This window comes from Pontibacter amylolyticus, from assembly GCF_014638845.1.
Lineage (GTDB): Bacteria > Bacteroidota > Bacteroidia > Cytophagales > Hymenobacteraceae > Pontibacter > Pontibacter amylolyticus.
Genome location: NZ_BMFP01000001.1, coordinates 774516 through 790442 on the forward strand (window position 1 = coordinate 774516; position 15927 = coordinate 790442).

Annotated in this window: 13 protein-coding genes; 10 read left to right on the forward strand and 3 right to left on the reverse strand. The window is 53.2% G+C overall.

Going from position 1 to position 15927, the window contains the following annotated elements:
• Positions 1-736: 736 nt before the first annotated feature.
• From IEV97_RS03435 to IEV97_RS03445, 3 genes are all read right to left on the reverse strand, one after another.
• Positions 737-2515 (reverse strand): aminopeptidase P family protein, encoded by a 1779-nt coding sequence (locus IEV97_RS03435; protein ID WP_188500088.1) that lies wholly within the window; start codon positions 2513-2515, stop codon positions 737-739.
• Positions 2516-2675: 160 nt separating this feature from the next.
• The gene (locus tag IEV97_RS03440; protein ID WP_188500089.1) at positions 2676-3815 is read right to left on the reverse strand and encodes an OmpA family protein; all 1140 of its coding nucleotides are present in this window, start codon (positions 3813-3815) and stop codon (positions 2676-2678) included.
• 85 nt (positions 3816-3900) lie between these two features.
• The gene (locus IEV97_RS03445; RefSeq protein ID WP_188500090.1) at positions 3901-4863 is read right to left on the reverse strand and encodes a hypothetical protein; all 963 of its coding nucleotides are present in this window, start codon (positions 4861-4863) and stop codon (positions 3901-3903) included.
• 263 nt (positions 4864-5126) lie between these two features.
• Between IEV97_RS03445 and IEV97_RS03450 the strand changes: the two genes are divergently transcribed.
• The 10 genes from IEV97_RS03450 to IEV97_RS03495 all read left to right on the forward strand — a co-directional run bounded on the left by IEV97_RS03450 (position 5127) and on the right by IEV97_RS03495 (position 15923).
• Positions 5127-6371 (forward strand): efflux RND transporter periplasmic adaptor subunit, encoded by a 1245-nt coding sequence (locus tag IEV97_RS03450; RefSeq protein ID WP_188500091.1) that lies wholly within the window; start codon positions 5127-5129, stop codon positions 6369-6371.
• A 196-nt stretch (positions 6372-6567) separates the two neighbouring features.
• A complete protein-coding gene (locus IEV97_RS03455) occupies positions 6568-8034 on the forward strand; it encodes a TolC family protein (protein WP_229733768.1) in 1467 nt (488 codons plus the stop codon).
• A gap of 393 nt (positions 8035-8427) precedes the next feature.
• A complete protein-coding gene (locus IEV97_RS03460) occupies positions 8428-9132 on the forward strand; it encodes an ABC transporter ATP-binding protein (protein WP_188500092.1) in 705 nt (234 codons plus the stop codon).
• Between the two features lie 2 nt (positions 9133-9134).
• Positions 9135-10376, forward strand: coding sequence for an ABC transporter permease (locus IEV97_RS03465; RefSeq protein ID WP_188500093.1), 1242 nt, complete (start codon positions 9135-9137; stop codon positions 10374-10376).
• A complete protein-coding gene (locus IEV97_RS03470) occupies positions 10373-11551 on the forward strand; it encodes an ABC transporter permease (protein ID WP_188500094.1) in 1179 nt (392 codons plus the stop codon). Before IEV97_RS03465 ends, IEV97_RS03470 begins: the two co-directional genes overlap by 4 nt.
• Before the next feature lie 55 nt (positions 11552-11606).
• Entirely contained in the window at positions 11607-12986 is a 1380-nt protein-coding gene (locus IEV97_RS03475) for a sigma-54-dependent transcriptional regulator (RefSeq protein ID WP_188500095.1), read from the forward strand.
• Positions 12970-14286: a sensor histidine kinase gene (locus IEV97_RS03480; protein WP_188500096.1), complete on the forward strand. Its 1317-nt coding sequence runs from the start codon at positions 12970-12972 to the stop codon at positions 14284-14286. The genes IEV97_RS03475 and IEV97_RS03480 overlap by 17 nt, the downstream gene beginning before the upstream one ends.
• Before the next feature lie 172 nt (positions 14287-14458).
• Entirely contained in the window at positions 14459-14671 is a 213-nt protein-coding gene (locus tag IEV97_RS03485) for a hypothetical protein (RefSeq protein WP_188500097.1), read from the forward strand.
• Between the two features lie 46 nt (positions 14672-14717).
• Positions 14718-14933 (forward strand): CRISPR-associated protein Cas5, encoded by a 216-nt coding sequence (gene cas5, locus IEV97_RS20210; RefSeq protein WP_188500098.1) that lies wholly within the window; start codon positions 14718-14720, stop codon positions 14931-14933.
• A gap of 291 nt (positions 14934-15224) precedes the next feature.
• Entirely contained in the window at positions 15225-15923 is a 699-nt protein-coding gene (locus tag IEV97_RS03495) for a polysaccharide biosynthesis/export family protein (protein ID WP_229733769.1), read from the forward strand.
• Positions 15924-15927 lie beyond the last annotated feature (4 nt).

Sequence of the window (15927 nt, forward strand, 5' to 3'; positions counted from 1 at the left end):
AGAGGTGTTGCAACTGGCGCTTCAAGTATAGCTTCGCCTGTGCGGCGGGCACCTACTTTTTTTCTTGACAAAAAAAGTAGGCAAAAAAGTCAAGACTCCCCAAACTCGCTGAACGCTCAGACAGTGGGTAGTCAATCGGTGCACCGTGCACAGCTTATTACTTCGTAGTAGGCGTGCAAGTTAGCCTTGCTATACCTGCCAGTGTTCTGTGACAGAAACGACGAATCTTATACCTGACACTGGCTATGGCGGGAAAGTCCCCCTTCGAAGGGGGCAGGGGGATGTTAATCGTGCACGGGTAATTGAGGTGACAATGCCTATACTTACGAACTGGCAGCGGCGGAAACTCCCCTCCTTGGACAAGGAGGGGTTAGGGGTGGTTGGACCCGGTATAGCTAAAGGAACTGCTATAACTAAGAGGCCTATACCTGTGAAGTGGCAGTGGCAGAGATTCCCCTCTTGAGAGGGGCAGGGGTGTGTTATAGCAACTGCTTAACCTCCCTCCAACCAAGATCCTTTCAGGATGACAGATAGAGACCGGTTTAGCAAAGTCCCCCTTGGGGGTCGGGGCCATCGACAAAGAAGGGGGAACGGGGATGACAATCGTGAACGAAAATCCTGTAAATCCGTGGGGGTAGGGGCCCTCTTTAATCCTGTAAATCCTGATTCTGACAAAAAACCGGCTATACCTTACGCAGGTATAGCCGGTCAACAATTAACAATTATCAATTAACAATTAAATAGCCTTCGCCTTCTCCTGCAGCCACTTCAGTTCCTCTTCTTTTAGGTTCGGACCTAACTTCTCCACTACCAGCTGGTTGTAGTCGTTCAGCCACTTGATCTGGCGCTCGTCGAGCAACTCTCTTTTCACCGGGGTCGTGTCGATCAGGGCCAAAGTCAGGTGCTCGAAGGTATAGAACTCGCCGAAGGCGTTCGACTCGTCTGGTATAGTCAGCACGAGGTTTTCGATGCGAATACCGTACTGATTTGGTCTGTAGATGCCCGGCTCCACGGACGTGATCATACCTAGTTCAATGTCCACCGGTGTGGGCGACGGGTTGAACACTTGCGGCCCTTCGTGCACGTTCAGGGCGAAGCCAACGCCGTGGCCGGTGCCGTGGCCGTAGTTGCGGGCGTGGTCCCAGAGCGGTTTGCGGGTGATGGCGTCGATCTGGTAGCCGCGGGTGCCTTTCGGGAAACGGGCGGTGGCCCCGTCGATCATGCCTTTCAGCACCAGGGTATAGTCGGTCTTTTCGTCTTCGGTGAGGTTGCCCAGCGATACCACACGGGTGATGTCGGTGGTGCCAGTGGTGTACTGTCCGCCGGAGTCGAGCAGGAACAAGCCGTCAGCCTTCAATTCTGCGTCGCTTTCCGGCGTAGCTTTGTAATGCGGCAGGGCACCGTGCGCTTTGTAACCGGCAATGGTGTCGAAGCTCTCGCCAATGAAACCCTCCTGCTCGGCCCGGAACTCACGCAAGGTATCCGCCACGGACATTTCGGTGATGGTGGTTTTGCCCAGGTTCTCCTCCAGCCATTTGAAGAAGCGGGTCAGCGCCACGCCGTCTTTCACCATGGTCTGGCGGGTGTTCCCTACCTCTACCTCGTTTTTAACGGCCTTAAAGAAAGTCGTCGGGTTGGTGTTCTGGAGTACACGCACCCCTTCTGACAGCTGCTTGTACAGAGCGAAGCAGTTGCGTTTCGGGTCGATCAGGATAGAAGAATCGGCAGGAAGCTCACCCAGCAGGCGCTCCACCATTTCGTAAGGCTGCAGCTCCACGCCGTCGGCCATCAGCTTTTTCTTGTCAGTTTCGCTCAGTTTGGCCTGGTCAATAAACAGCACGGCATTCTCCTGACTGATCAGCGCAAAGCTCAGCACTACCGGGTTGCACTTCACATCGGCACCGCGCATGTTGAAGATCCAGGCCATGTCGTCAAGGGAGGAGATCAGGTGGTAGTCGGCTCTTTGCTTTTGGAGTGCGGCACGCAGATTCTCCAGTTTGGTGGTGGTGGCTTGTCCGGTTAGCTCCTCTCCCAGCAAGTGTGCCTGGGCAGTTGGCAATTCCGGGCGGCCTTCCCAGATCGGATCCAGCAGGTCGCGGTCAGAGGCTAGTGCTATACCTAGCGGCGACAGCTCCTGCTCCAGCATTTCCGCCAGTCCCACTGAAATCAGCTTCGCATCGTAGCCTACTACCTCGCCCTGGTTCAGCCGGTCAGCCAGCCAGCCGATGTACTCCGGGGCGTGCTGTACCTGCAGTTTCACCAACTCAAAGCCACTGCCAGCCAGTTGTTCCACGGCCTGCTCAAAATAGCGGGCATCGGTCCACAGACCGGCAAAGTCCTGGGTAATGACCAGCGTACCGGCTGAGCCCGTAAAGCCCGAGGCGAAATAGATGCATTTGTAGCGGTCGGGCAGATACTCGCTGATATGCGGGTCTGCGGAAGGAATGATATAGGCGCTCAGCCCCTGCTCTTTCATCTGCTGGCGTATGGCGGCCAGCCTTTCTGTATGACTCATAGTTCTTGTCGCTTTGTGAAAGAGGCAAATTAAAGAAAGATGGGGAGAAATGCGCATTCCCGCACCCAGATTGGCGACACATCGGCAGGTTAATTTTTGCCTGGCCGCGAAATATCGGATTGCGAATGCGCGGCTATACCTGGTTAGCTGGATGGTGCATTCACTCTTGGTAAATCTCGATTTCCACCCGCCTGTTCAAGGCTCTGTTTTCCTGGGTGAGGTTATCTGTTTTCGGAGAGGCTTCCCCTAAACCTTTGACCGAAATGCGGTTGCCAGTTATACCTTTGGCTTCCAGGTAGGCTTTCACAGCGGCTGCTCTCCTTTGCGAAAGTGCGAGGTTATCTGCTTCGGTACCTACATCATCGGTATGTCCCTCAATATGAACAGCCACCTGTTGGTTCGAGGTCATAAAAACAGCCAGAGAATCAAGCAGTGGAAAAGCTACAGGCTTGATGGTGTGGTCACCGGTAGCAAAGTTTACATCACTGAGGGTAATGGTACTGCCTATGGCAATAGGCGCATCAGCTGCTGACGCAAGTGGTGGAGCGGCATCGGGTATGGCGTCTGCCTCCTTGTCTGCCTTAGGCTTTGGCACCACACTGATGTTGTCGTAGCAGTAATACGTGCCTTTTTTCTTACTGCTCTTAAGCTCCTCCTCCACTTCCTCTGTTTCCGGGTTCATCACTTCCAGCGCAGCGGCGTTTGCGCCCAGAAAATTCCCGAGCAGCAGGTAGCGTTCGCCACCTTTAGCTTTGTACACACCGCTCACTATTGTCCAGGACGTTCGGGAAACTAAAGGCCCGGCAGCAGCAGGCTTCAGGGAAGTATAAGGTATCGTTACTGGTGTCAGAGGATGATCTTTGAGCCCGTATACCTGTCTGGTGGACGGCAGGGGCCTGTTTATAAAGTGTGCTGTGATCTCACTGATCGGCGGCTCAATGGTGGAAGCCTTGATCGTGTACAGTGAGACCACATACTCCTGGTTCTTCCGCAACGGTTTCAAAAATTCCACCTGCGTCAGCTCACTCGCTTCGAAGCTGAACCACTGACACAGGCAAACCTCCCCGAATTCAATCGTGGAAACCTGTCTGGAGGGTGTGTTGGACTGATAGGCATTGAAGTAAGGCGGGAACTGCACGACTTTCCCTTCCACAGAGGCAATATCGGGTGTGCCGCTCACCCCTTTAAACCCGACAACCCCGCCTTTCAGCTGCTCCAGGCTGGGGTTCCGCACCAGGTTCTGCGCCATACCCTGACTAAGGTATAAGCAGAAAAGAAGGTATAGCAGCAGCGCTTTCATCTCTGTTTTTACGGGGAGAAAAGACTGAAGGTATAGCGCATACGACAAGCTGATATGCTCTTTCTACTTAGGCAGATAATCGCATCTACAAACAGCTACAACCGAAATTGTCGATATCGCTGTACCACAGGTATAGCCACTTCCCGTCCTCTACTTTCGCTACCAGCGCCCGAAGCGGGGTGTGCAGCTCCTGATTATCCGGGAAGGCGTCGGCATACATGAAATAGAGATCTTCTATGCCCGTCAGTTTGGCAACAGAACGAGCACTGTCGTGACTGCTCGGGCAGTCGGCGCACTCGGGCAGTAAGTTAGACTTGTACCAGGTGTCGAAAGCCGGATTGCTTTCATAGGTCAGGTCGAGTGGCAGGCGGCTGGCAAAAAGCACCTCAGCTGCACTTTGCAATGCCTTCTCATCAAAGGTGTAGTGATAGTATTCAGAACATTCGTTTTGGTAGTGGCCCAGCTCCTTTATTCGGGATGTGTGGGTTGTTTTGGTGGTGTACAGGTATACCTGGGGTTTGCCGGCAGGATAAATTGATTCAAGCAATTCAGGGTAGTGCACCAGGTGTGTTCCATCGCTATTTGACCAGTCGGGACCAACCCATTTCTGCAGCAACGCAGCTTCTGCTGAAAGATCTGTAAACTCGTCAGGTCTGTCCATATCCGGAATGCCTTGTCCGATAATACCCAATGGCTGGTTCGGAATCCTGAAAACCGGGAACAGCGCCTGTTCAATGGTCAGGCGGGGCTGCTTGCTTGTGGTAAAACCCTGCTTTAGCTGCGTCAGAAACCGGCGATTGTTCTCGGTGAGCTTGCTTTTCCTGTCTGCCAGAACTTTGTCCAGGTAGGCTATCCGAACCGAATCATGCACATGCAGGCCAGCGTAGTAAGCTTCACACTTTTGCCGCAAGGCCTCCATTTCTTCCTCCGTAAGCTGCGTGGAAGTCTCAGACGGTTGTTCCGCAGCTGCTGCTGGATCTTTCAGCTGTTTTTCACCGCATGCCATCAGAAGCACCGCAGCCAGGTATAGCACATAGTTCGTCTTCATCTTTTCTGGAAAGGATTTACTGTAGCATTGAGTGTAGCTTGAGACTTACCCACACCTAAATCTACTAAAAATCAGCAGAATACTATATTTAATTGTTCGCTTGGGTAAATCCCACTTTCAAAACCGCACAAACTGTTCATTTCCGGACAGGTATATAGCATGAAAAGTTCACTATATTTTATGTAAATACCTGTAAATCAGTATAATGAATATCTGGCATTTAAATTGGCTATACCCCCACGAGTAAATCCCAACACAAGACGATGGACCGTGAATTATCAGCCAGCACCAGACAAGCCCGGAAGCGAAAACGCATCTGGCAAATAGGTATAGCCGCTGCCCTGGTGGTGGTAGCTATCCTTGGTTTTAGAAGCCTGATCACCCCGAGTATTCCGCAAGCCGAAATCAGGACGGCGACAGTTGAAGAAGGTGCGGTGGAAGCCACCATCACGGCATCGGGCACAGTGGTGCCGGAGCACGAGCAGGTCATTACCAGCCCCATTCAGGCGCGCATCGAGCAGGTGGTGCACGCCACAGGCGAGCAGGTGCAGCCCGGCGACCAGATCCTGTTGCTTGACAGAGCCTATACCCAACTGGCCTACGACAAACTGAAAGACGAGCAGGAACAGAGCCGACACAAAACAGTGCAGCTCAACCTCAACCTCGAAAAGAAACTGAACGCCCTCGCCTCGCAACTGGAAATAAAACGCATGCACGTGAAGAGTCTGCAGGCCCAGTTCGAGGACGAGCTATACCTCCTCAAGATCGGGGGCGGCACGCAGGAGAGCGTGAAGCAGGCCGAACTCAACCTGAAGATCGCGCAGCAGGAACTCGCCCAGATAGAGCGCGACATTGTAACGGAGCGTCAATTGCTGAAAGCCGACGAGCAGGAACTGCGCTATACCTTGGCCATGCAAAGCCGCTCCATCGAGGAACTGCAGCGCAAAATGGAGCAGGCCGAGGTGCGCGCCACACAGCCCGGTGTCATCACCTGGGTAAAAAACGAGATCGGCAGCAACGTGAATGCCGGCGATATCATCGCCCGGCTTGCGGACCTGAGCAGCTACCGCGTGCAGGCTACTATTTCGGATGCCTTTGCCAGCCAGATCAGCGTCGGAAGCAGTGTGGTGGTGCGCATCAACAACGCCGATCTAAAAGGCAGCGTGGCCTCCATCAAGCCGACCGTCGAAAACGGCATTGTGACCTTTTTTGTCGCTCTAGAAGAGAAAGCCCACGAGTTGCTGCGCCCCAGCCTGCGTGTGGATGTGTACGTGCAGACTGCCGCCAAACCGAACACCTTGCGCGTGCAAAACGGTCCTTATTTCAAAACGGTCAGCAAGCCCCAGGTATACGTGCTTCGCGACGGCGAACTGATCCGGAGAGAAGCCAAACTCGGCGTGAGCAATGTGGACTACGTGGAGCTGGAAAATGGCGTGCAAGCCGGTGAGCAAGTAGTGATCTCTGACCTGGCCGATTACCAGCACCTCGACAAAGTGAAAGTGAAGTGAGTTGGGGAGTTAGAAAGGTTGGAAGTTAGAAAGTTAAAAAAATGACATAGGACGTTGTGACAAAGGACAAAAGATGTAAAAAAAGAATAGTCCTATGTCTATTATCAAATGGTCTTTTGTCGAAAAAAGAAGTCGTGCTACTTGATACGTGTGTCGTGATACGTGATACGTGCTACGTGATACGGAAATTGAAACCATGAAAAAGCTATACCTGATCTTATTGCTGTTTGTGACGCTGCTGCCCTGCCTGTCAGGTATAGCCCAGCCTGCAACGCGCACACTGCGTTTGCAGGAGGTGATCGCCCTGGCGCAGGAGCAGTCAGCAACAGCGCGGCAGGCCGAGACAAGCCGCGAGAACAGCTACTGGCAGTGGCGCAGCTTTAAGTCGGATTACAAACCGCAGCTCAGCCTCACCGGTACCCTCCCCGACTTCAGCCGCACCATTATGCCCGTAACACAACCCGACGGCACCACCGATTTCAAACCGGTGTCCATCAACAACTCCGAACTGGGACTGAGCCTGAGCCAGGTGGTAAGTCCAACCGGGGGCCGCGTGTTTGTGACGTCGCTGATGCAGCGCTTCGACGACTTTGACCGAGACGAGACCCGCTACAATGGGAACCCCGCCATTATAGGAATAGAGCAGCCGCTGTTTGCCTACAACGAGCTGTCCTGGGCCAGAAAGATAGAGCCGCTCCGCTACCAGGAGTCCCAGAAGCTATACCTGGAGGAGCGTGAAAAAATAGCCGTGAACGCCACCCGGTTGTACTTCGACCTGCTGTTGGCCCAAACAAACCAGCGCATCGCGAGCCAGAACCAGTCGAGTAACGACACGCTCTACCAGATCGCCCAGGAAAAGTATAAGCTCGGTCGCCTTTCCAAAAACGACCTGCTGCAACTGCGACTGGCGGTGCTGAACGCCGAGCTGGCTATGGCGCAGGCCGACCTGGATCAGCAGACCGCAGCCCTCGCCCTCAAAACCTACATCGGCATGAAAGAGATAGACCAGTTGGAGCTGACAACGCCGGAAGGTATACCTGCCACGACTGTGCTGGCCGAAGTGGCACTGGCTGAAGCCCGCAAAAATCGGAAAGAGGGCATCAACTTTAGCAGAAGGCTTTTGGAGGCCGAAGCTCTGATGGCCAAAGCGCAGGGTGACAACGGATTCAATGCCAGTCTTTTTGCCACTTTCGGTCTTACCAATCGTGGGGCCTCCTTCACCGACATCTATACCCGCCCCGAAAACCAGCAGCGGGCCCGCATCGGCTTCAACATGCCGATCATGGATTGGGGCAGGCAGCGGTCTATCTATAAAGTAGCCGAGCTGAACAAGCAGCTAGTGCAGTACACCGTGGACCAGGAAGACGCCAACTTCGAGCAGGCCGTGCTCACGCAGGTGAACCAGTACAACACCCTGAAAGCCCGCATCGCCACCACCGCCGAGGCCGACGCCATCGCCCAGGAACGTTACGAGATCGCCCGCAACACTTTCCTGATCGGCCGCATCAGCATCACCGACCTCAATATTGCCCTGGCTGAAAAAGACCAGGCCCGCCGCGCCCACATCGCCTCCCTCAGTGCCTTCTGGACGGCCTACTACACCCTCCGGCAGCTCACGCTGTATGATTTTGAGCAGGGACGAGTGCTAGAAGTGAGTGAATGAGTGTTTTTTGAAATTTGGAGATTTGGAGATTTTAAGATTTGAAAATGTGATAGGTATAGCTGTAAGGACAGGTCGCTTACTTGTCCGATTCATGTAAGAGATTCCCCTCCTTGGAGGTAGGGCCGTTAAGTTCTAGGGAATTCTCCCCTTGAGGGGAGCGCAGAGGGGTGTTTGCAACTGCGCTTGAATTAGGAATTAGTCAACCAACAGCTTTTCAGCACCGAATTGACACCCCTATAATCCCCTTAAGGGGATAGTTCTCGGCAGAACTTAACGGCCCTACCTCCCAAGAGGGGCCAGGGGTGGATTAATCGTGCACCCAACAATCAACAATTAGCAATCAACAATTTAACCATCAACAATTTAGCAATTCAACCATCAAGACATAAAACTATGATCACGTTAAAGAACATCGAGAAAGTCTACCAGACCAAGACCATTGAGACGGTAGCGTTGCACAACGTCAACCTGCACATCCCGAAGGGGGAGTTTGTGTCGGTGATGGGACCTTCGGGTTGCGGCAAGTCCACGCTCCTCAACATCATGGGCCTGCTTGACGAGCCGACCAATGGCATTGTGGAGATAGACGGCCAGCCCATCAGCAGGTATAGAGACAAGGAACTGGCCCACATCCGCAATCAGAAGATCGGGTTTGTATTCCAGAGCTATCACCTGATCAACGACCTGAGCGTGCTCGACAATGTGGAGCTTCCGCTGCTGTACCGAAGCGGCACCTCGGCTGCCGAAACCCGCCACCTGGCTCTTACGGCGCTTGAGAAAGTAGGCCTCAGCGCCCGCACCAAGCACTACCCTACCCAGCTTTCGGGCGGACAGCGCCAGCGGGTAGCCATTGCCCGTGCCCTGATCGGGCAGCCCGAACTTATTCTGGCCGACGAACCGACCGGTAACCTGGACTCGGTGATGGGTGAGGAGATCATGAACATCCTGCTCACGCTCAACCGCCAGGACGGCACCACCATCGTGATGGTGACCCATGACGAGAACATGGCCCAGAAGACCGAGCGCCTCATCCGCTTCTTCGATGGCCAGCAGGTGTCCGATGCCAAAACCACCGCCTACGACTATCAAAAGGTATAGCCATGCTGAAGAATTACCTCAAAATAGCCTGGAAGGTGCTCTTGCGACGCAAGTTCTTCACCTTCATCAGCCTCTTCGGCATCAGCTTCACCCTCATGGTGCTCATGGTGGCCACTTCCCTCTTTGATCACACGTTTGGGCCACAGGTACCGGAGCGCGACATGGATAATCTTTTGTTCGTCAATATGATGCGCGAAGAGCATTCAGAGGGTTACTCAAGCAGTGGACCAGCAAGTTATTATTTCCTTGATCGCAACGTTCGCACCCTGCAAACGCCCGAAAAGGTGTCGGTTAGCTCCGTGTTCTTCCAGGTGAACAGTTACATCAATAACCGCAAACTTGCCCTGGACATCAAATACACCGACCGGGAGTTCTGGGACATCCTGGAGTTTGAGTTCCTGGAGGGAGGCCCCTTCGGACAACAGGAAGTAGCAGGAGCCAGCCGGGTGGCCGTCATCAACGAGAACACCCGAAACCAGTATTTTGGCGAAGGTGAGGCTTTAGGTAAAACCATAGAAGTAGACCAGGTCAAATACAAAGTAGTGGGTGTGGTAAAAGATGTGCCCGTACTCCGCGTGAACTCCTATGCTGACATTTGGGTGCCTATTACACTCAGAAGCCAGGACTTCAACAAACCTGGGCTAAGGGGCTTGTATTTTGCCACTATTAAAGCAAAAAGCCCTGGTGATATACCTAAGATAAAAGAGGAGTACGCTGCCATGCTTAAGAAGCTGGAGAATCAGCATGCCGTGAAGGGCACCAAACTTTCCTCCTTCCCTGACACGATTCTGGAGGCATTTGCCCGGACCTTCCTGGGAAGAGGCACAGAGCCTGGCCTGGGTATCCTTTACAGTATACTGGCTGGTGTTACATTCCTGTTCATGCTGCTACCCGCCATCAACCTGGTCAGCATCAACATCAGCCGCATCATGGAGCGCTCCTCCGAGATCGGGGTCCGGAAGGCCTTTGGCGCCACCTCATCCACTATCATCGGGCAGTTCATTGTCGAGAACGTCTTCCTGACACTGCTGGGGGGTATACTTGGTTTTGCGCTTTCGGCTGCAGTACTGAAGCTCATCAACGACAGCGGCGTGATTGTTTATGCCGACCTGGGACTGAACCTGCGAGTGTTTGCCTGGGGACTGTTGCTAAGTTTGATATTCGGATTGATTGCTGGAGTGTACCCAGCCTATAAAATGTCACGCTTAAAAGCCGTTGAGGCACTGAAAGGAGGCTCCAAATGATACGCCATCTGTTTAAACTAATCTGGAACAGGAAGAGAAGCAACTTTCTGCTCATAACCGAGATTTTCTTTTGCTTCCTGGTGCTGTTCGCAGTGCTGAGTCTGATCGTATATAATGTGCGCAACTACTACAAACCGCTGGGTTTCGAGCACGAAAACGTCTGGATGCTGACCATGCGGCCTGACACTGACTCGACCGCCCTCAATCGCCAGACCCTTGAGCAGATCATGCAGCGTGCCAAAGGCTTTCAGGAAGTTGAGAGCGTGGCGCTGACCAACAGCAACGCCCCTTTTGCCTTCAGCCAGATGAACAATGAACTTTCTTATGGGGAGAAAAAGATGATGGCTAACGAGTATCTGGTCCAGGACGACTTTGACAAGGTGATGCGGATGCAGGTGAGCCACGGCCGCTGGTTTGGGCAACAGGACAATGCCTCCCACCACTACCCTATCGTGATCAACAGGGCATTGCAGCAGAAACTGTTTGAAGGAGAAGACCCGTTGGGTAAGCTGATACCTCGGAATGACTCGTCCAGCTACCAGGTGGTGGGTGTAGTGGAGCATTACAGGCCGAGCAGTGAGTATACGGCCGAAGAGCCAGGTTTTTTTAACCGTATCCATCTGCCTAAAAATGAAAACGAGTTTTATGGAGAACTTCTGCTAAGAGTGAAACCGGGCATGGGCGTGGAGTTTGAGGAGAAAATGGTAAAAGAATTATCAGGTATAAGCAAGGGCTGGACCATGGAGGTCGCCACACTGGAAAAGATGCGCCAGAATAAAGCTAAGATGGCCAAAGTTCCGATGATAGCCTTGACCATCATCTGTGGTTTCCTGATTCTCAATGTGGCGCTTGGCCTGTTTGGAGTGCTCTGGTATAACATCAGCCGCCGCAACAGTGAAATTGGCCTGCGCAGGGCTGTGGGTGCCGCCTCGTCCCAGGTATACAGGCAGTTTATTGGCGAGGTGCTCGTGCTGGCAACTTTCGGATTGGTGCTGGGCGTGGCTTTTGCCATCCAGTTTCCGCTGCTGCAGGTGTTTGAGGTCGAGTCGGTAGTCTACTTCATCGCGCTAGGTATAGCGGTTGGGCTTATTTACCTTTTAGCCATTGGCTGCGCCTTCTACCCCAGCCGACAGGCCGCTGCCATCCATCCGGCCATGGCTTTGCACGAAGAATAATCAAAAGTAATTGACAAAAAACTTAATTTAGAGCAGACAAAACAGCACGCTGAGCATGATCCTGATAATAGACGATGATGTGGCCGTTCGCGCTTCGTTGAGCATTCTGCTCAAGCAACACGGCTTTAAGACAAAAGAGGCGGCCTCTCCGAAGGAGGCGCTGGAAGTGGCGCAGGCACATCCTTTGCAACTTGTGATCATGGACATGAACTTCTCCATTGAGACCTCGGGCCATGATGGGCTTCAGCTGCTGGAGACGTTCAAGCAGCGCATGCCCCAACTGCCCGTCATCCTGATCACGGGCTGGGGCTCCATCAGTCTGGCCGTGGAGGGGATGCGCCTGGGAGCAGCAGACTTTATCACCAAACCCTGGAGCAACGACTACCTGCTGCAGGCGGTGCGCACGGCGCTCAGCCTGTCACAGCAGGCACCCGTTAAAGACGAAGCCCTGACCCGCAAAAAGCTGGACCAGCAGTACGATTTCAGCAACATTGTAGGGCAGGATCCGCAGCTGCTGCAGATCCTGAAGCGCATCGGACAGATCGCGCCGACCGACGCCTCGGTGCTGATCGAGGGCGAAAGCGGCACCGGCAAGGAGCTGATAGCGGAGGCAGTGCATCGCAACAGTCTCCGCAAGTCCCAGCCTTTCGTGAAGGTTAACCTGGGCGGTATCTCAGCCAGTCTGTTTGAAAGTGAGATGTTCGGCCACAAGCGCGGCGCTTTCACCGATGCCAAAGCCGACCGGGTGGGCCGCTTCGAGCTGGCCAACAAAGGCACCATCTTCCTCGACGAGATCGGGGAACTGGACATGAACAGCCAGGTGAAACTGCTGCGCGTACTCCAGGACCGCACCTACGAGGTGCTCGGTGACAGCCGCTCCCGCAAGCTCGACATCCGGGTGGTGTGTGCCACCAACCGCAACCTGGAACAGATGGTGGAAGAAGGCAAGTTCCGTGAGGACCTTTTCTACCGTATCAACCTGATCAAGGTGCGTATACCTTCGCTGCGGGAGCGTCCCGATGATATTCCGCTGCTGGTGCAGTTTTTTGTGGAGAACATGAAGAAGACCTACCACCGTCCGGGGCTGGCGCTGAGCCCCAAAGCCCTGCAGTGGCTGAAGGAGCTGCCTTTTCCGGGCAATATACGCGAGCTGAAAAACCTGGTGGAACGCACCGTGCTGGTGGCCGAAGACGATGTCTTGCGAGCCGAGGATTTCCAGGCGCAGGCGCAGCAGGGACCCGTAAAAGCCGGTGACAAGGCCCTGCCCGCTGTCGGTACCATGACGCTCGACGAGATGGAAGCTTCCATGATCCGCAAGTCCATGGCCTATTACCACAACAACATCAGCAAGGTGGCGCGTGCGCTGGGCCTGAGCCGGGCCGCCCTTTACCGTCGCCTCGAAAAGTTCGGCATCCCGTATGAAGCTCAGGACTAAGTTTATCATTTTTGCGGTTGTCGTGCACAGCCTCCTGGCAGCCATGGCTTATTTCCTGCTGCGCGAGAACAAGTTGCTCTTTATTGGGATGGAGGTGCTGGTGTTGCTTTCAGTTGTGCTAACCGCGAATCTCTATAATGCCTTTTTTAAGCCGCTCAATCTGATAAGGGCAGGTATAGAGACCATCCGCGACAAGGACTTCTCGACGAAGTTTGTGCAGGTGGGGCAGCCGGAACTGGATGAACTGGTGGACGTGTACAACCGCATGATCGAGCAATTGCGACAGGAACGTATAGCGCAAGCCGAAAAGCATTTCCTGCTCGAGAAAATCATTCAGGCCTCTCCTGCCGGCATTATCCTGCTCGACTTTGACAACCGCATTGAGAGCATCAACCCCGCCGCGGAGCGATTCCTATACCTGTCAGGCCAGTCGCTGCAGGGCAGCCAACTGGCGGCACTGCCCAACACCTGGGCTCGGGAGCTGACGCAGGTACAGGCAGGTCAGCCCTATACCTTCCGCCTCAACGGCATCCGTACTTTTCGGGCGCACCGGGCGCACTTCATCGACCGCGGGTTTCAGCGTGCCTTCATTCTACTGGAAGAACTCACAGAGGCCATCATTAAAAACGAGCGCCAGGCGTATGAAAAAGTCATCCGGATGATGTCGCACGAAGTGAATAACTCAACGGGCGCCATCAACTCCATTCTGGACTCAGTGCAGTACTATACCCCGCAGATTGATGAGGAGCACCGCGAGGACTTCACCTACGCCCTGCAGGTAGCCATCGACCGGAACGCGAACCTGAGCCGTTTCATGGCCAACTTTGCGGATGTGGTGCGTCTCCCCGCTCCCTCCAAAAAGCCGGTGCAGCTGCAGGCTCTGCTCAAACGGCTCGAGCGATTGATGCTGCCGCAGCTGGAGCATCGGCACATTAACCTGAGCATGAAACTCCCCGCCAACCCGCTTTGCATCCCCATGGACGAGCAGCAGATGGAACAGGCTCTGCTCAACATCCTCAAAAATGCCATGGAAGCCGTAAAATCGGAAGGAAACATTTGGGTGGAGCTGCAGAAACAGCCGCCCTACCTGACCATTACCGACAATGGCGAAGGTATACCCGAACACGTCCGCCCCATGCTCTTTACCCCCTTCTTCAGCACCAAAGAAACCGGCCAGGGCATTGGCCTGACCATGATCCGGGAGATTTTACTGAGCCACGGCTTCCAGTTTTCGCTCGAATCGAATGAAGATAAACTGACCTCGTTCAGGATACGCCTCACGGCAGAGCAGACCAAATAGAACTAATTCATCAAAAAGCTACCCAAGCCGCTACTTTTATTGAACCATTTTAATAATCATCTAAATTTTATTTTGAATGTAACTTCATTTACTAAATTTCGTAGCCGCACGCATACAACCTATGTTACAACCCCCTATATTGGTTCTACCGTTTGTTTATTTACACATTAAGATGGAATACAATATTATAGTAGCCCCTAATCTCGAGACACTGGCAACAGAGGTTGCCGTATTATTTCCGCAAGGCTGGAAGCTGAAAGGTGGAATTATTGAGCACGCTGACGGATTCTCGCAACAGCTGATCCGCAAGGCATCAGACAAACTGAAACAGAGCCAGATGCCGGCGCCCCGTGCCAAGCAGCGCCGTACCAAATGGATTGAATAATTAGCAGACGATATACCTTCCTATCAGTTGGTAAGCCACCTTCTTCGTGCCAGGCGCATGGGGAAGGTGGTACTGCTTTAGGGCGGTTTCTGTTTATAACAGCAGCCGTCTCACGTTACCCTTCCCGCCGCGGCAACTCCTGCCTCGCTGTTACTTATATAATTATTCCAATAAATCATTTATACAGGAATACACCCGCTGTGCAAATGCAGTGCTATCCTGTGTTAATAATTACTGTCTCTGCAAAATAGTAACATTCTGATTTAAAGAAACTTGCAATTCAAAACGCTGCCCACCAACATTAAATTCACATAATATTTTTGAAAACAAGCATCTTTTTGTGGCTCCTATAGTATATATGGCTGATACAATTTTTTGGGTACTTCATGCCGGAACACAAAAGGCATGCACGCCCACTATCATAAAATCGAAATAAACGTACGAGTACCATCATCCACAACACCCTTAAACAAAACACATGAGAAGAGTCGTATACCTCCTGCTCCTAATGATAAGCGCGACATCGTGCCTAAGTAAAAAAGAGCTTGTATACATGCAAAATGAAAACCTGAAGGAGACAGTGGCCACGCCCATGCAGACCACCTACAAGCCTTACCAACTGCAGCCTGCCGATGTGCTCTCTATCAAGGTGCAGAGTCTGGAACCAGAAATTTCCAATATCTACAACATCGTACCTCCCTCCAGCGCCTTCGGCTTTGCTGACCCGGGCACCATGTTCCTGAGCGGCTACTCCGTGGACGACGAGGGCAACGTGAACCTGCCGAACGTGGGCAAAGTGAAAGTATCGGGCCTCACTCTGCAGCAGACACAGGAGCTGATTCAGCGCAACGTGGACCGCTACATCACCAACGCGACCGTGGTCGTAAAGCTCATCAACTTCCGGGTAAGCGTGCTGGGTGAAGTGAACCGCCCAGGCCAGTACTTTGTGTACAACGAGCGCGCAACCCTCTTCGATGCGCTGGGTATGGCGGGCGACCTGACACGCAGCGCGGCACGCGAAAACGTGAAGCTGGTGCGCCAGACGCCCGGTGGTTCCGAAGTGGTCCTTCTCGACCTGAAAGACCCAAATATCGTACAATCCAAATACTACTTTATGCAGCCTAACGATGTGCTGTACGTAGAGCCGTCCGTTGCGCAGGTGAAGCGCGACAACCTGGTGTCACTTAATGTGGTTACCATTGCCCTGGGCGTTATCTCGACGGCGGCAGTTATCCTGAATTACTTTAAATAGTACC